Origin of the sequence: Comamonas aquatica, from assembly GCF_018064205.1 — a bacterium.
In the GTDB taxonomy this organism is placed as follows: domain Bacteria; phylum Pseudomonadota; class Gammaproteobacteria; order Burkholderiales; family Burkholderiaceae_C; genus Comamonas; species Comamonas aquatica.
This window is the reverse complement of the sequence record NZ_CP072916.1, coordinates 89,797-113,765: the sequence shown is the minus strand read 5'-3', so window position 1 is coordinate 113,765 and position 23,969 is coordinate 89,797. Positions and strand designations below refer to the sequence as shown.

The following is a 23,969-nucleotide window of genomic DNA, read 5'->3' as shown; positions in this document are numbered from 1 at the left end:
ACCGAAACAACGCACGCAAATGGTGCAAGAAACCCAGAGTCGCCCTCAGCCTATCGGTGCATCGCCACGCACCGGACGGCCGGCTTTCTGGCGGGTCAGGCGGCGTTCGGTCTGCTGCTGCAGGCCCTGGACAAAGCTGTCCCCGCCCAGCACCCAGCCCTTGAGCGCGGCTTGCAGCACCACCTCCTGCACCTCTTCGCTGGCCCCGCGGTCCAGCAACTGGGCGTAGGCGGCCTCACGCGCAAACGGTGTATCGCCCAGACTCCAGTACGCCCGGTGCAGGCGCAGCATGCCGTCGACCTGCGCCCCGGCGTTGTGGCGCGCACTGCTGAAGGCATAGTCCACCGCGCGTGCAGCCATCCCCTGGGTGACAGCCTGGCTTTCCAGCACCACCATGGCCGGCAGCAGCCAGGCCTGCGGCTCCAGCACCGTGCCGCGGTAGCGCCCCTCCCACAGCGTGCCGCTGCGGCCATGGCGGTTGTTGAAGCCGCGCACATAGCTGCGCCCCACGGCCTGCATGAACTGCGGCAGGCTGTCGGCGGTCTCCGGCGTGGCCAGCAGGTGCAACTGGTTGGGCAGCAGGATATAAGCATGCAGCTCCACGGCAAAGCGCCGCCCCATCTCGCGCAGCAGGTCCTTCATGCAGGCGTAGTCCTGGGCATCGGCAAAGATGGGCTGCAGGTTGTTGCCACGCTGCAGCACATAGTGCGGCAGGCCGGGCAAGGTTAGGCGGGGGAGTCGTGCCATGGGTGCCAGTCAGAAGTTGCGCCGCATTATCCCGCGCGGCGCACTCAGCGCCGTGCCGTGCGCATCAGCAGCGAAATGGTCTGGGCCGCGCGCAGCAGGTGCGGCACGATGCGCGCCTGCATCTCCTGGGCATTGGTGCGGTTGGCCTGGCCCGAGACATTGATCGCCCCAACGCACTGGCCCTGGGCGTTGTGCAGTGGCGCGGCAACGGAGATCAGGCCCTCCTCCAGTTCCTGGTTGATCAACGCCCAGCCCTGCTGGCGCACCACCTCGATGGCCCCCAGCAGGTCGGCGTCCTCGGTCAGGGTGTATCGCGTGAACGGCTCGCGCGGGCAGTTGGCCAGCAGGGCCAGCAGTTGCGGCTGCGGCAGGCCGGCGAGGAGCACGCGCCCCATGGACGTCCAGAACGCGGGCAGGCGCGAACCCACGCCCAGGTTGGTGCTCATGATCTTGTGGGCGTGCACGCGCACCACATAGACCACCTCCAACCCGTCCAGCACCCCGGCCGAGCAGGACTCCTGCACCGCTTCCGACAGGGTTTCCATGGCCGGCATGGCCAGGTTCCACAACGGCTGCGAACTCAGGTAGGCAAAGCCCAGGTCCAGGATGCGCGGCGTCAGCTCAAAGTGCTTGCCGTCGGCGCACGCCACATAACCCAGCGTCTGCAAGGTCAGCAGGATGCGGCGCGCCCCGGCGCGGGTCAGGCCGGTCTGGGCGGCCACCTCGCTCAAGGTCTGCACCGGGCGGTCGGCGCTGAACGAGCGGATCACCTCCAGCCCGCGGGCGAACGACTGCACATAGGTGTCGCCCGGCTTTTTCTCCGACCCATCTTGCACATCCAGGGTTTTCCCTGATGTGGTTTCTACAGCTGACTTGGTGACAATCCCATTCATATAATTCTTTCAGCGAACAAATGTTCTTATTGCGAACATTTTAGCAAAGCCCTCACTTTGCAACCGGTCCCGCAGGGAGACAGAGACACATGATCAACAAAATCACCGACACGATCGCCGAGGCACTGTCGGGCATCCAAGACGGCGCCACCGTACTCATCGGTGGCTTTGGCACTTCCGGCAACCCCGTGGAGCTGATCGACGGCCTGATTGCCCACGGCGCCCGCGACCTGACGATTGTGAACAACAACGCGGGCAATGGCGACACCGGTCTGGCCGCTTTGCTCAAGAGTGGCCAGGTGCGCAAGATCATCTGCAGTTTCCCCCGCCAGGTCGACAGCTGGGTGTTCGACGAGCTGTACCGCAGCGGCAAGATCGAGCTGGAACTGGTCCCCCAGGGCAACTTGGCCGAGCGCATGCGTGCTGCCGGTGCCGGCATCGGCGCCTTCTTCTGCCCCACGGCCTATGGCACCGAGCTGGCCGCCGGCAAGGAAACCCGCGAGATCAACGGCAAGCACTATGTGCTGGAGTACCCGATCTACGGCGATGTGGCGCTGATCAAGGCCGAACAAGGCGACCGCTGGGGCAACCTGACCTACCGCAAATCGGCGCGCAACTTCGGCCCCGTGATGGCCACTGCGGCCAAGTTCACCGTGGCCACCGTGCACGAGGTGGTGGAACTGGGCCAGCTGGACCCCGAAGCCATCGTCACCCCCGGCATCTACGTGAGCAAGGTGGTGCCGATCGAACGTGTTGCCACGCAAGCTGGCGGCTTTAAGAAGTCTGCCTAAAAACAGTTAAAGCGCAGGAGTATCAAGCGTGAGCAGCTATCAAAAGCGTACCAAAGACGAACTGGCCCAACGCATCGCCCAGGACATTCCCGACGGCGCCTATGTGAACCTGGGCATCGGCATGCCCACCAAGGTGGCCAACCACATCCCCGCCGACCGCGAAATCGTGCTGCAGTCGGAAAACGGCATCCTCGGCATGGGCCCCGCCCCCGAAGCAGGCCAGGAAGACTATGACCTGACCAACGCCGGCAAGCAGCCCGTGACCTTGCTGCCCGGTGGCAGCTATTTCCACCATGCCGACAGCTTCGCCATGATGCGCGGCGGCCACCTGGACATCTGTGTGCTGGGCGCCTTCCAGGTGTCGGCCACGGGCGATCTGGCCAACTGGAGCACCGGCGAAGCCGGCGCCATCCCCGCCGTGGGCGGCGCGATGGACCTGGCCGTGGGCGCCAAGAGCACCTGGGTGATGATGGACCTGATGACCAAGACCGGCGAATGCAAGGTCGTCCAGGCCTGCAGCTACCCGCTGACCGGCCTGGCCTGCGTCAAGCGCATCTACACCGAGCTGTGCACGCTGGAATGCACACCCCAGGGCCTGCGCCTGATCGATCTGGTGGACGGCCTGAGCCACGCCGACCTCGAAGCCATGGTCGGCCTGCCGATTGCCACGGCCTGATTGCAATTGATACCCAAACAGCCTCCAGCGCGCATCTAGCCAGCGCTGGCAGCTCTTCTTTTAAAAACTTGGCGCTGGCCGCCAAGCGTGACTCGGAGACACCCGTATGAGCACTGCACCCGAAGCCTTCATCTGCGACGCCATCCGCACCCCCTTCGGCCGTTACGGCGGCGCGCTGTCCAGCGTGCGCGCTGACGACCTGGGCGCACTGCCCATCAAGGCCCTGATGGAGCGCAACCCCGGTGTGGACTGGGCCGCCGTGGACGATGTGCTGTACGGCAACGCCAACCAGGCCGGTGAAGACAACCGCAACGTGGCCCGCATGTCCAGCCTGCTGGCCGGCCTGCCCATCGATGTGCCCGGTGCCACCATCAACCGCCTGTGTGGCTCCGGCCTGGACGCCGTGGGCTCCGCCGCGCGCGCCATCAAGTCCGGCGAAGCCCGCCTGATGATTGCCGGCGGTGTGGAATCCATGAGCCGCGCGCCCTTCGTCATGCCCAAGGCCGAAAGCGCCTTCAGCCGCAACAACGCCGTGTACGACACCACCATCGGCTGGCGCTTCGTCAACAAGCTGATGAAGCAGCAGTACGGTGTGGACTCCATGCCCGAGACCGCCGAGAACGTGGCCGACGACTTCCAGATCGAGCGTGAAGCCCAGGATCACATGGCCCTGGCTTCCCAGCAAAAAGCGGCCGCAGCCATCGCTGCCGGCTACCTGGCCCAGGAAATCGTTCACGTCACCATCCCCCAGAAGAAGGGCGATGCCATCGTGGTGAGCCAGGACGAGCACCCCCGCGCCACCACGCTGGAAGCACTGGCCAAGCTCAAAGGCGTAGTGCGCCCTGACGGCACCGTGACCGCTGGCAATGCTTCTGGCGTGAACGACGGCGCTTGCGCCCTGCTGCTGGCCAATGCCGAAGCCGCCCAGCAATACCACCTGGTGCCCCGCGCCCGCGTGGTGGGCATGGCCACCGCCGGTGTCGCCCCCCGCATCATGGGCTTTGGCCCCGCCCCCGCCGTGCGCAAGGTGCTGTCCCAGACCGGCCTGAGTCTGGCCGACATGGACGTGATCGAGCTGAACGAAGCCTTTGCCGCCCAAGGCCTGGCCGTGCTGCGCGACCTGGGCATTGCCGACAACGACCCGCGCGTCAACCAGTGGGGCGGCGCCATCGCCCTGGGCCACCCCCTGGGCGCCTCCGGTGCCCGCCTGGCCACCACCGCCGTCAACCAGCTGCACACGCTGGGCGGCCGTTACGCGCTGTGCACCATGTGCATCGGCGTGGGCCAGGGCATTGCCGTGATCCTCGAAAAGGTCTGACCCCCGCTTGCACACCGCCAGGGCCGGGCACCGCAGTGCCTGGCCTGGGCACCGGGTGACCCCACCCACCGGCCCGCTCCGAGGGAGCCGGGCCGCCACAGGGACTGCCGCTGGCCTGCCAGCGCGCGGCCCCGCACCTTCCCGGATGGCCGTGCCATGCATGCGCGGCCACCAATCCCCCCTGGACTGACTGCACCGCACCCGCTGCGCGGGCGCACGGGGGACTTGTTCTGACCAGCATCTGTTCACACAGGAGACGTTGATGTTTGCATCCCGCACTTTCACCCGCCGCACCGGCCTGAAAACCCTGGCCGCCGCCGCCCTGGCTGTGGCCGGCATGGGCTCGGCCCTGGCCGCTGACGCCTACCCCGACAAGCCCCTGACCATGGTCGTGCCCTTCTCCGCAGGCGGCACCACCGACATCCTGGCGCGCATCGTGGGCCAGGCACTGGGACAGGAACTGGGCCAGACCATCATCATCGAGAACAAGCCCGGCGCCGGCGGCAACATTGGTGCGCAGCAGGCGTCGCGCGCCAAGGCCGACGGCTACACCCTGTTCATGGGCACCGTGGGCACGCACGCCATCAACCAGGCGCTGTACAAGAAGCTGCCTTACGACCCGGCCAAGGACTTCGCGCCGCTGAGCCGCGTGGCCAACGTGCCCAACCTGCTGGTGGCCCACCCCAGCCGCCCCTACAAGACGGTGCAGGAAATGATTGCCTACGCCAAGAAGCACCCCGGTGAAGTGACCTACGGCTCACCCGGCTCCGGCGCTTCGCCCCACGTGTCCGGCGCGTTGTTCCAGAGCATGACCGGTGCCGAGCTGACCCACGTGCCTTACAAGGGCAGCGCCCCCGCCATCTCTGACCTGCTGGGCAACCAGATTGCCGTCATGTTCGACAACATGCCCTCGGCCATCCAGCATGTGCGCTCGGGCAAGCTGCGCCCCATCGCCGTGACCACGGCCAAGCGCTCGCCCGAACTGCCGGACGTGCCCACCATCGCCGAAGCCGGCGTGCCGGGCTACGAAGCCACGTCCTGGTTCGGCCTGTGGGCCGTGGCCGGCACGCCCGCCCCCATCCTGACCAAGCTGCAGACCGCGCTGACCAAGGTGCTGAAGGACCCGGCCGTGGCCAAGAAGATCGCCGACCAGGGTGGTGAAGTGGTCATCGAGACCCCCGCCCAGTTCGACGCCTTCATCAAGTCCGAAGCCGCCAAGTGGGGCAAGGTCGTGAAAGAGTCTGGCGCCGAGGTGTAAGCGCCCGACCGACTGTCCCGACCGGCTGGGTCGGGCAGCTGTGTTCTCCTCCTTTGGCAACGCCGAACGTGTCACACGTTCGGCGTTTTTTTGTGCGCCACTGCCATGGGTACATGACCCGTTTTGGATAAAAAGTGGCTGTAGCCCTTGATCCGCGCGCGCAAGGCGCTCTGCTTTTTGCCAGGCCGTGCACCGGACCGCACGCGCGAACGCGCCCGCCACGGCAGGCGGCCGCCTAAGGGGTACGCCTCACCCCTGACTTTGCACGGGCAAGCTGGCGCCCTTGATGCGCAGCCACGCCGCGGCCTCGGGTGCCACGGCATCGGTGATGTAGACCCGCACGCCCTGATCCTGGGCGGTGCTGATCATGGCCTCCAGCAGGTGGCGCACCCCCGGGTTGCTAAGTGACTGCTCCGCAAAATAGCCCCCCAGCTTCACATAGCGCAGCGGCAGGCTGGGCAGGTGCCACAGGGCCTTGGGCGACTGGTCCAGGCGACGCAGCCCCACCCCCACATGGGCCAACGCGGTTTCGTCGCACAGCTCGGCCACGCGCGCGGGGTTGACCTCCAGCGCGTGCGCATCCAGTTCCAGCACCAGTTGCTCCAGCCCCGCCCCCAGGGCCTGGGCCGGCGGGGATTGCAGCAGCTTGCGCACCTGCGGCACCAAGTCGTCCTGCTCCAGCGACGGCACGGACACGCGCACCACCAGGGTCTCGCCCGGGTGCTGGCCCAGCCACTGCAAGCCCAGCGACAGCGCCTGCAGGTCGTAGTCGGCCGACATGCCCAGGCGCACGGCCGCCGGCAGGAAGAAGGCTCCGCCCAGCACGCGCCCATCGGGCTCGTGCAGTTCCAGGGATGCCTCATGGCGCACATCGGTGCCGACCAGGGAGGTGCTGGTCTGGGGCTGCACCGCGATCTGCAAGGCCTGGGGCGTCTGCAGGGCCATGCTGAGCAGTTGCTGCCAATTGCGCTCGCCGGACACCATGTGGCCAGGCTGGCGCGTGGCCTCGGCGTACTCGACATCGCCATGGCCTGCGCTTTCGGCCTGCATCAGCCCACGGTCCAGGCGCGACAGCACATCGCCCACCGTGTCCGTGCCGATGAAGGCCGTCAGCGCAAACGCCCAGCGCGTCCACTGCCCCGCCCCCAGCGCCAGATTCTGCGACTGCAGCAGCTTGCGCAGCTGCTGCACCATGTGCATGCCCTCGGGGCCCAGCCCCCCGGGCAGCAACACCACGAAGTCACTGCCATTCAGGCGTGCCAGCTGGGCCTGCACCTGGGCGTTGTCAGCCAGCAATTGCTGCACCTGCTGCCAAACGCTCTTGAGCCATTCGTCGACCTCGTGGCGCGCGTAGCTGGTGTTCATGGCCTGCAGGTCGCGCTGGCGCACCATCAGCACATGCCCCTGGGCCTGCGGCCCGCTGAGCAGGAGCTTTTGCAGCTCGTTGACGAAGTACTTGCGGTTGGGCAGCTGGGTGACCGGGTCGCTGTTGGTCTCCAGCTCCAGGTGTTCGATGCGCTGGGTCTGCGCCTGGGCCGCTTGCTGCACGCGCACATGGGTGTGCTGAATGGCATGGGACACGGAGGTCAACTCCGCCACGCGCGATTCACCCACGTCGGCCACATCGCTCTGGCTGGTGCCGATGCGCAGCACCTGGGCCTCGATTTCCTCATGCAGCACCCGCCGGAACCACCGCAGCAGCAGGCCCACGAACAAAGCCCAGGCACCGCCCGCCACCAGAATCAGCCCAGTCATCCGGATGCTGCTGGACCACAGCGCATCCATGGCAAACCGGTTGTCCACCATCACGCTGAGGTTGCCCACCTGCCGCCAGCCGTCGCTGATGGCCCGCTCGGCCTGGGGCTGCGGCAAGGGCAGCATGTGGCGGAACCACTCGGGCGCGCGCGCCTGCATCTCCAGCGGCTTGCGTTCACGCTCGAACAACACCTGCTCGTCCGGCGCCACCAGGCGAATGCCGGCGAACTGCCCCGTGTCGAACAGGGCCGCCATCAGCAGCTCCTGCGTGACGGGGTCCTGGTTGCCCGGTTGGGACAAGGACAGCGCCAGGGAGGAGGCGGCGTTCTCGCTTTGCGACTGCAATTGCTCCGTCAGATAGCTGCGCGCCGCCTCGATGCTGAACGCCAGCGTGCCCAGCAAGATCCCCGCAATCGCGATCGACACACTGAGTAAAAGCTGTTTGAGCAAGGACATGGCTTAAGGCCTTTCAAAAATACGCCGTTGCACCGTACCAGGGTCCAGGGGACTGACGGGTGGCGCAACGCAAGGAACTCGGTAATCAGGGCCTTCACAACGCATCAAACCCCTCCTTGCGCATCCGTTGCTGCAAGTCTTGCCAGCGGTTGATGCGGTCTGAGGGCGCAGAGCGCTCGCCGCGGACATAAATCCCCTGGGCATTGAAGCTGAACACGGGGGTCAGGTCGGTGCGCAAACTGGCCAGCTGGATGCTGCTGACCAGGTTGTCCAGCACCAGCGGCTCGGCCTGGGGCGTCTCGTAAAAGCCCAGCACCATGTGGGCAATGCTCTGGGTGCTGCCGATCCCGCCCATGCGCGCGCGGACATAGATCAGACGCATGTTCTGCGCTGGCACCCCCAGGCGCACCAGAGAGACGAACTTGCCGATCACGAAGTCTTCGCAATCGCCGGCCCCTTTGCCCAGGCTTTCCAGCGGCGTCGCCCAGTAATCCGTTTCATTCCAGATCTGCAAATCCTCGGATGCCAGCAACTGCTGGTTCCAGAAGGCATTCACCGCCTGCAGCTGCTGGGCAACCGACAGACCGGATTGGGTGCGCAACATCTCCAGCCACGCCTGCAACCTGCGCGTCCCTGCCGCACCAAAGCGTGACGCCATCTGGCGGTGCAGCAGGGATTCATCCCAGGCCTGCGCGCCACGCAATGCCCAGCCGCCCACGGCAGCCACCGCCAAGGTCAGCAGTGTTCTGCGGCGCAGGGAAGGCATCCAGGGAATAGAGCGCTCAGGCGGCATTCGACCTCTCATTTCGTGCGGCTCGCCCTCCATTGTGCAGGCATGGAGACGCTCATAAAAAAGGACGCCTGTCACACAACAGGCGTCCTGGTCGGTGAAGAACGCCTGCGCGTTCTTCATGCCCCCGCCACGCTCAGTGGTCGACGTGCAGCTTGCCTTGCGAGATCAGGTTGCTGATGATCTGCGCTTGGCTCGTTTCACTGCCAACCAGGTTCACGTTCTCCAAAGTGATCTGCTGGTCAAAGCCAGTGCCTCCCGCCCCCAACTCCCCGGTGCTCGACACCTTGATCACCGTGTGGGTCTGTCCCGCCACGGTCTCGGTACCAACGTGCAGGAACTGGGTCAGATTGAAGCTGCCAGCATCGCTGTGCTCGCCCACCAGCAGATCGCTCAGATCCAGTTTGTCGTTACCGTTACCAAAGTCTGTCACCCGATCGAGCGCTGGCGCATCGGTCGTGCCAGCGTCTCCAAGCTTCCAGGCAAAGGTATCGTTGCCAGCGCCGCCGGTCAGGATGTCATCCCCCTGCCCGCCCAGCAACCAGTCGTTGCCCGTGCCGCCATACAGCTTGTCGTCGCCGTTGCCGCCATACAACTCGTCATTGCCACCCTGACCGTAGAGGATGTCATTGCCCTCGCCGCCATATAGCTTGTCATTGCCACCACGGGTATCGCTTGGCACGTCGAACTGCTGATGGTTGGCGCGGATGTAGTCGTAGATCTGCTGATCGGTCGGCTCCACCCCACTGGTGACCGTAGCCTTGAGGAAAGCGGTCAATGCAGACATGCCAGAACCATTAGGCAGCGTCGTCATATCGCGGCCCACCCATTGCAGAGCATCCGTGTTGATGACATCGCCAAATATGATGTCATTCCCTGCACCGCCATTTACGGTGTCATTGCCTACTGCAACCAGGGAGTTAGATGTAGATCCACCTTGCAACGCAATTTCAAGATCGCTGGCCGTCATGACAATTTCAGGCTGCCCACCAAAACCAGAAACAGTATCCCTGCCGCTCGGGTAATTGACTGAAATATTGTCAATAAATACTTGGTATTCATTCGTTGAGGTCTTGTCCTCTACGGTAAACACATAGCGATAGGTGCCTGCCCCCACAATGTCCGATTGCATAGTGATCGCACTGTTAGCGCCAGTGTTAGTGTCAGCATTAGATCCACCATCTTGCACAACCCAATTGCCATTTGCGTCTTGCTTCTGCAACTCCCAGGTAAATCGATCATTCTTCGCCCATCCAGAGTGCTGGTAATCAAAAGACATATACGCATTTGCGTGCGAAGTGGTGAATGCCGAACTGGTATACGTTGCAGCAACGTTGTTGTTATTGCTTGCATCGTTCAACACCAATCTGCCGCCATTCAACGACACTGCCTGATGATCGCCACCTCCCACCCAACTACCCGCTGAATTGTTGAAATTCCAAACAACGTCAGCTTCTGGGGAAATATCCGCAACAACACTACCAACCTTGCTGGTGGTATCAAAGAACTGCAGGAACGACTTATTCACCGAAGGGCCTATCCCAATCGCATACACGTCACTGATTGCACTCAAACCACCAGATTTGTTAAATGCAGTGACAGACTCCTGGAGAGTTGTTTGTGTTGCAACAGTACTTGGCGTTTGTGTTTTTCCATTATTGCTAATGTATGCCGTTGGATCGCCATCTGTCAGGAAGAATGTCAAGTTCTTGAAGCTTGAATCTTTGCTTGCAGTTGTGTTGGCACCTGTAAACCAGTCGACCGTTTTGTTAAATCCAGCTTCGTAGTTGGTATAGCCACTTGCACTCAATTTGCCAATTGCAGTCTCCAACTGAGTCAATGCACTTCCAGACTTCAGATCTGAATAAGAAACTTTAATCGAAGCATCCGTACTAAACCCGATCAAGGCAATATTGATAATTCCGTCATGGTCTGCCAGTTTTTCCACAAATTGCGTCAACGCATCCTTCATAAGCTTCAACCGTGAATCTGAAGAGGACGTACTATTCGAATCCACCGCACGTCCCATGCTAGTAGACAAATCGACTAGCAACGCGATGTTGTAGTTCACCCCCGCAACAGTAATCGGCGTGGATCCGCCAATATCGGCAAGCAGCACATCATCGCCAGCACCGCTGTTGATGATGTTGTCGGCATTGTTACTGCCCACGAACTGGTTCACATTGATGGTCAAGGTCGCGGACTTCATATCACCGTCGCGATCACGCACCACATAGGTGAAGACATCCTGGGCGTTGCCCGACAGGGCCTCGCCACGGGTAAGGCTGGGGTTGGCATGGTAGGTGTAGCTGCCGTCGGCATTCAGCGTCAGCGTGCCATACGTGCCTGCAATCGGCTTGCCCACGCCACTCGGCGAGGCCGCGCTGGCGTCGTTACCCACGCCAACCGCAAACACGCCGCCCTGACCTGGGTGCCACCCGTTCTCGCTGGTGTCGTTGGACAGAACCCCCTGCAAGTCCAGTACGCCCTTGGTCATGCCCTCGGTGACATGGTTCACGTCAGCAACGGCCACTGGCACGCTGTCTTCAATCCGGACGCTCAGATTGCTGCTTTGAACTCCGCCATCTTGGGTCTTGACCGTGACCGTGAAATCATCGTGGATGCTGTCTTTGCCAGCAGAGTGATCGTGGGACTTGCCTTTCTCCTTGTAAGAGTAAGACACCGAGCCAGTGGCAGCGTCGTAGCCCATCACACGCAACGTTCCCTTGTCAGTCTCGATAACAACAGGATCCTGCGAGGTAGCTCCAAGGACCTGCTGGCCAGCTACCATCAAGCTCGTAATTCCCAGAGTGGCAGACACTGCCAGCGTCCCGCTCACGGTATCGCTGGAGTTTTCCATCACACTGCTGAAAGCACTACCCACTGTGGCTTGCGTCAGAGTGATGTCCAATTCGCTGTTGACAAAATCGCCGTCGGCATCGACAAGTTGAACAGGCAGTGAGATATTCACATCGTCTTCCGTCACAGCCGATGAGCCGAACCCGCTGAGCGTAAAGGCGGTGCCACTCACATAAGATACATCCATGGTGGTGTACTGCGTGACACCCACAATCGCAACGTCATCACCCCCCTTCAAGCCACTAATGCTGACACTCAGGTTTCCAGCCCCCCATACCAACGTGTAGCCAGCCACAGAGGTCGTACCGGCATTCACGATGATGCTGTTGTTGAGGATGACGGACTTGATGGCTTGGTGTGTGACATCGTTGACCGAACTGTCTTCGGCGCCACCGTAGTCATTGTCAGTCCCAATTTCAAACCGTGCGGCCGTCGTGCCGTTGTTAATCCCCAGCGTGACGCTCGCGTTGTTGACCAGGTAATGCGCGTCAAAGCTATGGCCAGGAGTCCCTGGAACATAGTCTTGCTGCAGCGGAGAACCTGTGGCGTCAATCACAAAGTTGAGGCGCACGCCCTCCCCATTGCCAATCGCTTGACCTCCGCTATTGCCACTGCTGGCCGCACCAACATCATTCGCAGTTCCATTGATTTTCACGGCATTGCCGATGGGAGTGATCAGCAAATCGCGTGAATTGTCATCCACCGGTGTTTGGTTTTGGCCTTTGGGTGTAAAGACCACCCAGTTGGTATTGCCGCCAGTGAAATCGTAAGTCTTACCGCTGTAGTTGATGTCTTGGACAGCATCCACCTTGGCATACATCGTGACCATGAATGCATCGTTCGCACTCCCGATGTCATGATCCTGGTTGAATTTGACCTCAAATACCCAATCCGATTTATCAAGGTTTGGCTCTGCGGCCGAAGTTGTCGCAACCAACCGGGTTCCGCCCTCCAACAGGTGGTAGTAAACGGTCTGCCCACCAGAGACATAGTCACTAGCCATACCGTTCAACGATGCTGCAAACTTGACCACACCCAACTGATCCGCCCCGACGTTGTTGTCAATGTTGTGATCTGTATCCAGCCAAGACGAACCTGAAGCCCCAGAAGTATTACTAAGGCTCAACTGGATTGGACTGAAAGACACAGGTACATCATCCGAGACGGTCACATTGACCGTGCCTTGCGCCGTATCTCCGTCGATGTCGGTCGCCACCACCTTGACCGAGCCCAACGCCGCCAGGTCATCACCCAGCGCTGTATGACCGGTGTAGTTGCTGTTGAGCGTGGCTTTGACGGTGGCAGTGGTGTTGTCTGCGTTGGCCGTCAGGTCCAGTGTCACCACTGTCGTAGTACCAATCTTGCCGACGATCTGGTTGTCCGAGTCTCGGCTCCAGACCAAGCCTGCGGCTGTCGAGAGGGTGCCCAGGTCTGTACCGAACTTCAGCGAGGCAATCGCATCCGAGCCTGCCGTGAAGGTGATGGCATCCTGCGCAAAGTCAGGGCTCGCAGACGTGTTGCCATTGGCCAGGTTTTCGTCATCCAGTGCCAGGGTGATCACCCCGCCATTGGGACCCGATACCACCGGGCCGGAACCATCGGTCACCGTGATGGTGTGGGTCTTGCTGTCCGTGTCGTTGTCGCCATCCTTGGCACTCAGCGTGAAGCTCACGTTCACACCGCTGGCATTGTTCAGACCGTTGGCTGGCAAGAAGCTCCAGGTGTTGTCTGCATTGATCGTCAACGTGCCCTTGCCGGTGTCAATACCCGTGCCCAATGCCACCGTCCTTGCAGCACCGCCGTCGATCGAGATCGTGAAGTTGGAGGGCGTCACACCATCGGCTCCTGCAGCCAAGCTCCACGCACCAGTGATGGCCGCAGCACCCTCCACCACAGTCATCGCTCCAGACAACGTCACCACCGGTACGTCGTCCGAGACGGTCACATTGACCGTGCCTTGCGCCGTATCTCCGTCGATGTCGGTCGCCACCACCTTGACCGAGCCCAACGCCGCCAGGTCATCACCCAGCGCTGTATGACCGGTGTAGTTGCTGTTGAGCGTGGCTTTGACGGTGGCAGTGGTGTTGTCTGCGTTGGCCGTCAGGTCCAGTGTCACCACTGTCGTAGTACCAATCTTGCCGACGATCTGGTTGTCCGAGTCTCGGCTCCAGACCAAGCCTGCGGCTGTCGAGAGGGTGCCCAGGTCTGTACCGAACTTCAGCGAGGCAATCGCATCCGAGCCTGCCGTGAAGGTGATGGCATCCTGCGCAAAGTCAGGGCTCGCAGACGTGTTGCCATTGGCCAGGTTTTCGTCATCCAGTGCCAGGGTGATCACCCCGCCATTGGGACCCGATACCACCGGGCCGGAACCATCGGTCACCGTGATGGTGTGGGTCTTGCTGTCCGTGTCGTTGTCGCCATCCTTGGCACTCAGCGTGAAGCTCACGTTCACACCGCTGGCATTGTTCAGACCGTTGGCTGGCAAGAAGCTCCAGGTGTTGTCTGCATTGATCGTCAACGTGCCCTTGCCGGTGTCAATACCCGTGCCCAATGCCACCGTCCTTGCAGCACCGCCGTCGATCGAGATCGTGAAGTTGGAGGGCGTCACACCATCGGCTCCTGCAGCCAAGCTCCACGCACCAGTGATGGCCGCAGCACCCTCCACCACAGTCATCGCTCCAGACAACGTCACCACCGGTACGTCGTCCGAGACGGTCACATTGACCGTGCCTTGCGCCGTATCTCCGTCGATGTCGGTCGCCACCACCTTGACCGAGCCCAACGCCGCCAGGTCATCACCCAGCGCTGTATGACCGGTGTAGTTGCTGTTGAGCGTGGCTTTGACGGTGGCAGTGGTGTTGTCTGCGTTGGCCGCCAGGTCCAGTGTCACCACTGTCGTAGTACCAATCTTGCCGACGATCTGGTTGTCCGAGTCTCGGCTCCAGACCAAGCCTGCGGCTGTCGAGAGGGTGCCCAGGTCTGTACCGAACTTCAGCGAGGCAATCGCATCCGAGCCTGCCGTGAAGGTGATGGCATCCTGCGCAAAGTCAGGGCTCGCAGACGTGTTGCCATTGGCCAGGTTTTCGTCATCCAGTGCCAGGGTGATCACCCCGCCATTGGGACCCGATACCACCGGGCCGGAACCATCGGTCACCGTGATGGTGTGGGTCTTGCTGTCCGTGTCGTTGTCGCCATCCTTGGCACTCAGCGTGAAGCTCACGTTCACACCGCTGGCATTGTTCAGACCGTTGGCTGGCAAGAAGCTCCAGGTGTTGTCTGCATTGATCGTCAACGTGCCCTTGCCGGTGTCAATACCCGTGCCCAATGCCACCGTCCTTGCAGCACCGCCGTCGATCGAGATCGTGAAGTTGGAGGGCGTCACACCATCGGCTCCTGCAGCCAAGCTCCACGCACCAGTGATGGCCGCAGCACCCTCCACCACAGTCATCGCTCCAGACAACGTCACCACCGGTACGTCGTCCGAGACGGTCACATTGACCGTGCCTTGCGCCGTATCTCCGTCGATGTCGGTCGCCACCACCTTGACCGAGCCCAACGCCGCCAGGTCATCACCCAGCGCTGTATGACCGGTGTAGTTGCTGTTGAGCGTGGCTTTGACGGTGGCAGTGGTGTTGTCTGCGTTGGCCGTCAGGTCCAGTGTCACCACTGTCGTAGTACCAATCTTGCCGACGATCTGGTTGTCCGAGTCTCGGCTCCAGACCAAGCCTGCGGCTGTCGAGAGGGTGCCCAGGTCTGTACCGAACTTCAGCGAGGCAATCGCATCCGAGCCTGCCGTGAAGGTGATGGCATCCTGCGCAAAGTCAGGGCTCGCAGACGTGTTGCCATTGGCCAGGTTTTCGTCATCCAGTGCCAGGGTGATCACCCCGCCATTGGGACCCGATACCACCGGGCCGGAACCATCGGTCACCGTGATGGTGTGGGTCTTGCTGTCCGTGTCGTTGTCGCCATCCTTGGCACTCAGCGTGAAGCTCACGTTCACACCGCTGGCATTGTTCAGACCGTTGGCTGGCAAGAAGCTCCAGGTGTTGTCTGCATTGATCGTCAACGTGCCCTTGCCGGTGTCAATACCCGTGCCCAATGCCACCGTCCTTGCAGCACCGCCGTCGATCGAGATCGTGAAGTTGGAGGGCGTCACACCATCGGCTCCTGCAGCCAAGCTCCACGCACCAGTGATGGCCGCAGCACCCTCCACCACAGTCATCGCTCCAGACAACGTCACCACCGGTACGTCGTCCGAGACGGTCACATTGACCGTGCCTTGCGCCGTATCTCCGTCGATGTCGGTCGCCACCACCTTGACCGAGCCCAACGCCGCCAGGTCATCACCCAGCGCTGTATGACCGGTGTAGTTGCTGTTGAGCGTGGCTTTGACGGTGGCAGTGGTGTTGTCTGCGTTGGCCGCCAGGTCCAGTGTCACCACTGTCGTAGTACCAATCTTGCCGACGATCTGGTTGTCCGAGTCTCGGCTCCAGACCAAGCCTGCGGCTGTCGAGAGGGTGCCCAGGTCTGTACCGAACTTCAGCGAGGCAATCGCATCCGAGCCTGCCGTGAAGGTGATGGCATCCTGCGCAAAGTCAGGGCTCGCAGACGTGTTGCCATTGGCCAGGTTTTCGTCATCCAGTGCCAGGGTGATCACCCCGCCATTGGGACCCGATACCACCGGGCCGGAACCATCGGTCACCGTGATGGTGTGGGTCTTGCTGTCCGTGTCGTTGTCGCCATCCTTGGCACTCAGCGTGAAGCTCACGTTCACACCGCTGGCATTGTTCAGACCGTTGGCTGGCAAGAAGCTCCAGGTGTTGTCTGCATTGATCGTCAACGTGCCCTTGCCGGTGTCAATACCCGTGCCCAATGCCACCGTCCTTGCAGCACCGCCGTCGATCGAGATCGTGAAGTTGGAGGGCGTCACACCATCGGCTCCTGCAGCCAAGCTCCACGCACCAGTGATGGCCGCAGCACCCTCCACCACAGTCATCGCTCCAGACAACGTCACCACCGGTACGTCGTCCGAGACGGTCACATTGACCGTGCCTTGCGCCGTATCTCCGTCGATGTCGGTCGCCACCACCTTGACCGAGCCCAACGCCGCCAGGTCATCACCCAGCGCTGTATGACCGGTGTAGTTGCTGTTGAGCGTGGCTTTGACGGTGGCAGTGGTGTTGTCTGCGTTGGCCGCCAGGTCCAGTGTCACCACTGTCGTAGTACCAATCTTGCCGACGATCTGGTTGTCCGAGTCTCGGCTCCAGACCAAGCCTGCGGCTGTCGAGAGGGTGCCCAGGTCTGTACCGAACTTCAGCGAGGCAATCGCATCCGAGCCTGCCGTGAAGGTGATGGCATCCTGCGCAAAGTCAGGGCTCGCAGACGTGTTGCCATTGGCCAGGTTTTCGTCATCCAGTGCCAGGGTGATCACCCCGCCATTGGGACCCGATACCACCGGGCCGGAACCATCGGTCACCGTGATGGTGTGGGTCTTGCTGTCCGTGTCGTTGTCGCCATCCTTGGCACTCAGCGTGAAGCTCACGTTCACACCGCTGGCATTGTTCAGACCGTTGGCTGGCAAGAAGCTCCAGGTGTTGTCTGCATTGATCGTCAACGTGCCCTTGCCGGTGTCAATACCCGTGCCCAATGCCACCGTCCTTGCAGCACCGCCGTCGATCGAGATCGTGAAGTTGGAGGGCGTCACACCATCGGCTCCTGCAGCCAAGCTCCACGCACCAGTGATGGCCGCAGCACCCTCCACCACAGTCATCGCTCCAGACAACGTCACCACCGGTACGTCGTCCGAGACGGTCACATTGACCGTGCCTTGCGCCGTATCTCCGTCGATGTCGGTCGCCACCACCTTGACCGAGCCCAACGCCGCCAGGTCATCACCCAGCGCTGTATGACCGGTGTAGTTGCTGTTGAGCGTGGCTTTGACGGTGGCAGTGGTGTTGTCTGCGTTGGCCGCCAGGTCCAGTGTCACCACTGTCGTAGTACCAATCTTGCCGACGATCTGGTTGTCCGAGTCTCGGCTCCAGACCAAGCCTGCGGCTGTCGAGAGGGTGCCCAGGTCTGTACCGAACTTCAGCGAGGCAATCGCATCCGAGCCTGCCGTGAAGGTGATGGCATCCTGCGCAAAGTCAGGGCTCGCAGACGTGTTGCCATTGGCCAGGTTTTCGTCATCCAGTGCCAGGGTGATCACCCCGCCATTGGGACCCGATACCACCGGGCCGGAACCATCGGTCACCGTGATGGTGTGGGTCTTGCTGTCCGTGTCGTTGTCGCCATCCTTGGCACTCAGCGTGAAGCTCACGTTCACACCGCTGGCATTGTTCAGACCGTTGGCTGGCAAGAAGCTCCAGGTGTTGTCTGCATTGATCGTCAACGTGCCCTTGCCGGTGTCAATACCCGTGCCCAATGCCACCGTCCTTGCAGCACCGCCGTCGATCGAGATCGTGAAGTTGGAGGGCGTCACACCATCGGCTCCTGCAGCCAAGCTCCACGCACCAGTGATGGCCGCAGCACCCTCCACCACAGTCATCGCTCCAGACAACGTCACCACCGGTACGTCGTCCGAGACGGTCACATTGACCGTGCCTTGCGCCGTATCTCCGTCGATGTCGGTCGCCACCACCTTGACCGAGCCCAACGCCGCCAGGTCATCACCCAGCGCTGTATGACCGGTGTAGTTGCTGTTGAGCGTGGCTTTGACGGTGGCAGTGGTGTTGTCTGCGTTGGCCGTCAGGTCCAGTGTCACCACTGTCGTAGTACCAATCTTGCCGACGATCTGGTTGTCCGAGTCTCGGCTCCAGACCAAGCCTGCGGCTGTCGAGAGGGTGCCCAGGTCTGTACCGAACTTCAGCGAGGCAATCGCATCCGAGCCTGCCGTGAAGGTGATGGCATCCTGCGCAAAGTCAGGGCTCGCAGACGTGTTGCCATTGGCCAGGTTTTCGTCATCCAGTGCCAGGGTGATCACCCCGCCATTGGGACCCGATACCACCGGGCCGGAACCATCGGTCACCGTGATGGTGTGGGTCTTGCTGTCCGTGTCGTTGTCGCCATCCTTGGCACTCAGCGTGAAGCTCACGTTCACACCGCTGGCATTGTTCAGACCGTTGGCTGGCAAGAAGCTCCAGGTGTTGTCTGCATTGATCGTCAACGTGCCCTTGCCGGTGTCAATACCCGTGCCCAATGCCACCGTCCTTGCAGCACCGCCGTCGATCGAGATCGTGAAGTTGGAGGGCGTCACACCATCGGCTCCTGCAGCCAAGCTCCACGCACCAGTGATGGCCGCAGCACCCTCCACCACAGTCATCGCTCCAGACAACGTCACCACCGGTACGTCGTCCGAGACGGTCACATTGACCGTGCCTTGCGCCGTATCTCCGTCGATGTCGGTCGCCACCACCTTGACCGAGCCCAACGCCGCCAGGTCATCACCCAGCGCTGTATGACCGGTGTAGTTGCTGTTGAGCGTGGCTTTGACGGTGGCAGTGGTGTTGTCTGCGTTGGCCGCCAGGTCCAGTGTCACCACTGTCGTAGTACCAATCTTGCCGACGATCTGGTTGTCCGAGTCTCGGCTCCAGACCAAGCCTGCGGCTGTCGAGAGGGTGCCCAGGTCTGTACCGAACTTCAGCGAGGCAATCGCATCCGAGCCTGCCGTGAAGGTGATGGCATCCTGCGCAAAGTCAGGGCTCGCAGACGTGTTGCCATTGGCCAGGTTTTCGTCATCCAGTGCCAGGGTGATCACCCCGCCATTGGGACCCGATACCACCGGGCCGGAACCATCGGTCACCGTGATGGTGTGGGTCTTGCTGTCCGTGTCGTTGTCGCCATCCTTGGCACTCAGCGTGAAGCTCACGTTCACACCGCTGGCATTGTTCAGACCGTTGGCTGGCAAGAAGCTCCAGGTGTTGTCTGCATTGATCGTCAACGTGCCCTTGCCGGTGTCAATACCCGTGCCCAATGCCACCGTCCTTGCAGCACCGCCGTCGATCGAGATCGTGAAGTTGGAGGGCGTCACACCATCGGCTCCTGCAGCCAAGCTCCACGCACCAGTGATGGCCGCAGCACCCTCCACCACAGTCATCGCTCCAGACAACGTCACCACCGGTACGTCGTCCGAGACGGTCACATTGACCGTGCCTTGCGCCGTATCTCCGTCGATGTCGGTCGCCACCACCTTGACCGAGCCCAACGCCGCCAGGTCATCACCCAGCGCTGTATGACCGGTGTAGTTGCTGTTGAGCGTGGCTTTGACGGTGGCAGTGGTGTTGTCTGCGTTGGCCGCCAGGTCCAGTGTCACCACTGTCGTAGTACCAATCTTGCCGACGATCTGGTTGTCCGAGTCTCGGCTCCAGACCAAGCCTGCGGCTGTCGAGAGGGTGCCCAGGTCTGTACCGAACTTCAGCGAGGCAATCGCATCCGAGCCTGCCGTGAAGGTGATGGCATCCTGCGCAAAGTCAGGGCTCGCAGACGTGTTGCCATTGGCCAGGTTTTCGTCATCCAGTGCCAGGGTGATCACCCCGCCATTGGGACCCGATACCACCGGGCCGGAACCATCGGTCACCGTGATGGTGTGGGTCTTGCTGTCCGTGTCGTTGTCGCCATCCTTGGCACTCAGCGTGAAGCTCACGTTCACACCGCTGGCATTGTTCAGACCGTTGGCTGGCAAGAAGCTCCAGGTGTTGTCTGCATTGATCGTCAACGTGCCCTTGCCGGTGTCAATACCCGTGCCCAATGCCACCGTCCTTGCAGCACCGCCGTCGATCGAGATCGTGAAGTTGGAGGGCGTCACACCATCGGCTCCTGCAGCCAAGCTCCACGCACCAGTGATGGCCGCAGCACCCTCCACCACAGTCATCGCTCCAGACAACGTCACCACCGGTACGTCGTCCGAGACGGTCACATTGACCGTGCCTTGCGCCGTATCTCCGTCGATGTCGGTCGCCACCACCTTGACCGAGCCCAACGCCGCCAGGTCATCACCCAGCGCTGTATGACCGGTGTAGTTGCTGTTGAGCGTGGCTTTGACGGTGGCAGTGGTGTTGTCTGCGTTGGCCGTCAGGTCCAGTGTCACCACTGTCGTAGTACCAATCTTGCCGACGATCTGGTTGTCCGAGTCTCGGCTCCAGACCAAGCCTGCGGCTGTCGAGAGGGTGCCCAGGTCTGTACCGAACTTCAGCGAGGCAATCGCATCCGAGCCTGCCGTGAAGGTGATGGCATCCTGCGCAAAGTCAGGGCTCGCAGACGTGTTGCCATTGGCCAGGTTTTCGTCATCCAGTGCCAGGGTGATCACCCCGCCATTGGGACCCGATACCACCGGGCCGGAACCATCGGTCACCGTGATGGTGTGGGTCTTGCTGTCCGTGTCGTTGTCGCCATCCTTGGCACTCAGCGTGAAGCTCACGTTCACACCGCTGGCATTGTTCAGACCGTTGGCTGGCAAGAAGCTCCAGGTGTTGTCTGCATTGATCGTCAACGTGCCCTTGCCGGTGTCAATACCCGTGCCCAATGCCACCGTCCTTGCAGCACCGCCGTCGATCGAGATCGTGAAGTTGGAGGGCGTCACACCATCGGCTCCTGCAGCCAAGCTCCACGCACCAGTGATGGCCGCAGCACCCTCCACCACAGTCATCGCTCCAGACAACGTCACCACCGGTACGTCGTCCGAGACGGTCACATTGACCGTGCCTTGCGCCGTATCTCCGTCGATGTCGGTCGCCACCACCTTGACCGAGCCCAACGCCGCCAGGTCATCACCCAGCGCTGTATGACCGGTGTAGTTGCTGTTGAGCGTGGCTTTGACGGTGGCAGTGGTGTTGTCTGCGTTGGCCGCCAGGTCCAGTGTCACCACTGTCGTAGTACCAATCTTGCCGACGATCTGGTTGTCCGAGTCTCGGCTCCAGACCAAGCCTGCGGCTGTCGAGAGGGTGCCCAGGTCTGTACCGAACTTCAGCGAGGCAATCGCATCCGAGCCTGCCGTGAAGGTGATGGCATCCTGCGCAAAGTCAGGGCTCGCAGACGTGTTGCCATTGGCCAGGTTTTCGTCATCCAGTGCCAGGGTGATCACCCCGCCATTGGGACCCGATACCACCGGGCCGGAACCATCGGTCACCGTGATGGTGTGGGTCTTGCTGTCCGTGTCGTTGTCGCCATCCTTGGCACTCAGCGTGAAGCTCACGTTCACACCGCTGGCATTGTTCAGACCGTTGGCTGGCAAGAAGCTCCAGGTGTTGTCTGCATTGATCGTCAACGTGCCCTTGCCGGTGTCAATACCCGTGCCCAATGCCACCGTCCTTGCAGCACCGCCGTCGATCGAGATCGTGAAGTTGGAGGGCGTCACACCATCGGCTCCTGCAGCCAAGCTCCACGCACCAGTGATGGCCGCAGCACCCTCCACCACAGTCATCGCTCCAGACAACGTCACCACCGGTACGTCGTCCGAGACGGTCACATTGACCGTGCCTTGCGCCGTATCTCCGTCGATGTCGGTCGCCACCACCTTGACCGAGCCCAACGCCGCCAGGTCATCACCCAGCGCTGTATGACCGGTGTAGTTGCTGTTGAGCGTGGCTTTGACGGTGGCAGTGGTGTTGTCTGCGTTGGCCGCCAGGTCCAGTGTCACCACTGTCGTAGTACCAATCTTGCCGACGATCTGGTTGTCCGAGTCTCGGCTCCAGACCAAGCCTGCGGCTGTCGAGAGGGTGCCCAGGTCTGTACCGAACTTCAGCGAGGCAATCGCATCCGAGCCTGCCGTGAAGGTGATGGCATCCTGCGCAAAGTCAGGGCTCGCAGACGTGTTGCCATTGGCCAGGTTTTCGTCATCCAGTGCCAGGGTGATCACCCCGCCATTGGGACCCGATACCACCGGGCCGGAACCATCGGTCACCGTGATGGTGTGGGTCTTGCTGTCCGTGTCGTTGTCGCCATCCTTGGCACTCAGCGTGAAGCTCACGTTCACACCGCTGGCATTGTTCAGACCGTTGGCTGGCAAGAAGCTCCAGGTGTTGTCTGCATTGATCGTCAACGTGCCCTTGCCGGTGTCAATACCCGTGCCCAATGCCACCGTCCTTGCAGCACCGCCGTCGATCGAGATCGTGAAGTTGGAGGGCGTCACACCATCGGCTCCTGCAGCCAAGCTCCACGCACCAGTGATGGCCGCAGCACCCTCCACCACAGTCATCGCTCCAGACAACGTCACCACCGGTACGTCGTCCGAGACGGTCACATTGACCGTGCCTTGCGCCGTATCTCCGTCGATGTCGGTCGCCACCACCTTGACCGAGCCCAACGCCGCCAGGTCATCACCCAGCGCTGTATGACCGGTGTAGTTGCTGTTGAGCGTGGCTTTGACGGTGGCAGTGGTGTTGTCTGCGTTGGCCGCCAGGTCCAGTGTCACCACTGTCGTAGTACCAATCTTGCCGACGATCTGGTTGTCCGAGTCTCGGCTCCAGACCAAGCCTGCGGCTGTCGAGAGGGTGCCCAGGTCTGTACCGAACTTCAGCGAGGCAATCGCATCCGAGCCTGCCGTGAAGGTGATGGCATCCTGCGCAAAGTCAGGGCTCGCAGACGTGTTGCCATTGGCCAGGTTTTCGTCATCCAGTGCCAGGGTGATCACCCCGCCATTGGGACCCGATACCACCGGGCCGGAACCATCGGTCACCGTGATGGTGTGGGTCTTGCTGTCCGTGTCGTTGTCGCCATCCTTGGCACTCAGCGTGAAGCTCACGTTCACACCGCTGGCATTGTTCAGACCGTTGGCTGGCAAGAAGCTCCAGGTGTTGTCTGCATTGATCGTCAACGTGCCCTTGCCGGTGTCAATACCCGTGCCCAATGCCACCGTCCTTGCAGCACCGCCGTCGATCGAGATCGTGAAGTTGGAGGGCGTCACACCATCGGCTCCTGCAGCCAAGCTCCACGCACCAGTGATGGCCGCAGCACCCTCCACCACAGTCATCGCTCCAGACAACGTCACCACCGGTACGTCGTCCACGATGGTGATATTGATGCTGCCATCGGCTGTACTTCCACCTGCGCCCAGTACCGTGACTGCGATCTGGTCTTGCAAGGTGTTGTTGCCCTCTGCCGGGGCGTGCATTTGGGCAGCATTCAGCGTGTATTCGTAGCTGACCGTGCCTGCTTGGTTGTTGGCCCCCGGGGTGTATCCCGTGATTCGAAGAGTTCCTTCACCCGTATTTACGGATGGCAGCAAACTGACATCCCCCAACAGCTGAGCCAAGCTGAAGCTCACGCCACCAATCGTGATGGAGCTGATGCCATCGCTGGCACTTACGGCGATGCTGCCGCTAGTGGTTTCGCTGGAGGCTTCTTGATTCAAACCGGCTTCGTAGACAGACTTTGCGTCACCACCGACCCCAGCCTGTGGCGCGGGCTCTTCTGGCGCAATCACCCCGCCCGAAA

At 61.6% G+C, this 23,969-nt stretch carries 9 protein-coding genes; 4 read left to right on the top strand and 5 right to left on the bottom strand.

What is annotated here, in order from left to right; genetic code table 11:
• Positions 1–45: 45 nt before the first annotated feature.
• Both KAQ61_RS00460 and KAQ61_RS00455 read right to left on the bottom strand, forming a co-directional pair.
• Entirely contained in the window at positions 46–747 is a 702-nt protein-coding gene (locus tag KAQ61_RS00460; RefSeq protein WP_210930151.1) for a transposase, read from the bottom strand.
• A gap of 44 nt (positions 748–791) precedes the next feature.
• A complete protein-coding gene (locus tag KAQ61_RS00455) occupies positions 792–1,640 on the bottom strand; it encodes an IclR family transcriptional regulator domain-containing protein (RefSeq protein WP_210930150.1) in 849 nt (282 codons plus the stop codon).
• Positions 1,641–1,729: 89 nt separating this feature from the next.
• Between KAQ61_RS00455 and KAQ61_RS00450 the strand changes: the two genes are divergently transcribed.
• From KAQ61_RS00450 to KAQ61_RS00435, 4 genes are all read left to right on the top strand, one after another.
• Positions 1,730–2,431: a 3-oxoacid CoA-transferase subunit A gene (locus KAQ61_RS00450; RefSeq protein WP_210930149.1), complete on the top strand. Its 702-nt coding sequence runs from the start codon at positions 1,730–1,732 to the stop codon at positions 2,429–2,431.
• Between the two features lie 28 nt (positions 2,432–2,459).
• Positions 2,460–3,107: a 3-oxoacid CoA-transferase subunit B gene (locus KAQ61_RS00445; protein ID WP_210930148.1), complete on the top strand. Its 648-nt coding sequence runs from the start codon at positions 2,460–2,462 to the stop codon at positions 3,105–3,107.
• A gap of 106 nt (positions 3,108–3,213) precedes the next feature.
• Positions 3,214–4,425: a 3-oxoadipyl-CoA thiolase gene (gene pcaF, locus KAQ61_RS00440; RefSeq protein WP_210930147.1), complete on the top strand. Its 1,212-nt coding sequence runs from the start codon at positions 3,214–3,216 to the stop codon at positions 4,423–4,425.
• Between the two features lie 262 nt (positions 4,426–4,687).
• The gene (locus KAQ61_RS00435; protein ID WP_210930146.1) at positions 4,688–5,683 is read left to right on the top strand and encodes a Bug family tripartite tricarboxylate transporter substrate binding protein; all 996 of its coding nucleotides are present in this window, start codon (positions 4,688–4,690) and stop codon (positions 5,681–5,683) included.
• Positions 5,684–5,932: 249 nt separating this feature from the next.
• On the opposite strand, the gene KAQ61_RS00430 is transcribed toward KAQ61_RS00435, so the two are convergent.
• The 3 genes from KAQ61_RS00430 to KAQ61_RS00420 form a co-directional block, all read right to left on the bottom strand.
• Positions 5,933–7,894 carry a bifunctional diguanylate cyclase/phosphodiesterase gene (locus KAQ61_RS00430; RefSeq protein WP_210930145.1) on the bottom strand — a complete coding sequence of 654 codons (1,962 nt, stop codon included), beginning with the start codon at positions 7,892–7,894 and terminating at the stop codon, positions 5,933–5,935.
• Between the two features lie 94 nt (positions 7,895–7,988).
• On the bottom strand, positions 7,989–8,660 hold the full coding sequence (locus KAQ61_RS00425) for a transglutaminase-like cysteine peptidase (protein WP_210930144.1): 672 nt from the start codon (positions 8,658–8,660) through the stop codon (positions 7,989–7,991).
• 160 nt (positions 8,661–8,820) lie between these two features.
• Positions 8,821–23,886, bottom strand: coding sequence for an Ig-like domain-containing protein (locus tag KAQ61_RS00420; RefSeq protein WP_244982952.1), 15,066 nt, complete (start codon positions 23,884–23,886; stop codon positions 8,821–8,823).
• Positions 23,887–23,969 lie beyond the last annotated feature (83 nt).

What these genes read in the sequence shown, in the direction of transcription:
- KAQ61_RS00460 (WP_210930151.1), bottom strand. Translation starts at nt 747, where the DNA reads ATGGCACGACTCCCCCGCCTAACCTTGCCCGGCCTGCCGCACTATGTG.
- KAQ61_RS00455 (WP_210930150.1), bottom strand. Translation starts at nt 1,640, where the DNA reads ATGAATGGGATTGTCACCAAGTCAGCTGTAGAAACCACATCAGGGAAA.
- KAQ61_RS00450 (WP_210930149.1), top strand. Translation starts at nt 1,730, where the DNA reads ATGATCAACAAAATCACCGACACGATCGCCGAGGCACTGTCGGGCATC.
- pcaF (WP_210930147.1), top strand. Translation starts at nt 3,214, where the DNA reads ATGAGCACTGCACCCGAAGCCTTCATCTGCGACGCCATCCGCACCCCC.
- KAQ61_RS00435 (WP_210930146.1), top strand. Translation starts at nt 4,688, where the DNA reads ATGTTTGCATCCCGCACTTTCACCCGCCGCACCGGCCTGAAAACCCTG.
- KAQ61_RS00430 (WP_210930145.1), bottom strand. Translation starts at nt 7,894, where the DNA reads ATGTCCTTGCTCAAACAGCTTTTACTCAGTGTGTCGATCGCGATTGCG.
- KAQ61_RS00425 (WP_210930144.1), bottom strand. Translation starts at nt 8,660, where the DNA reads ATGCCTTCCCTGCGCCGCAGAACACTGCTGACCTTGGCGGTGGCTGCC.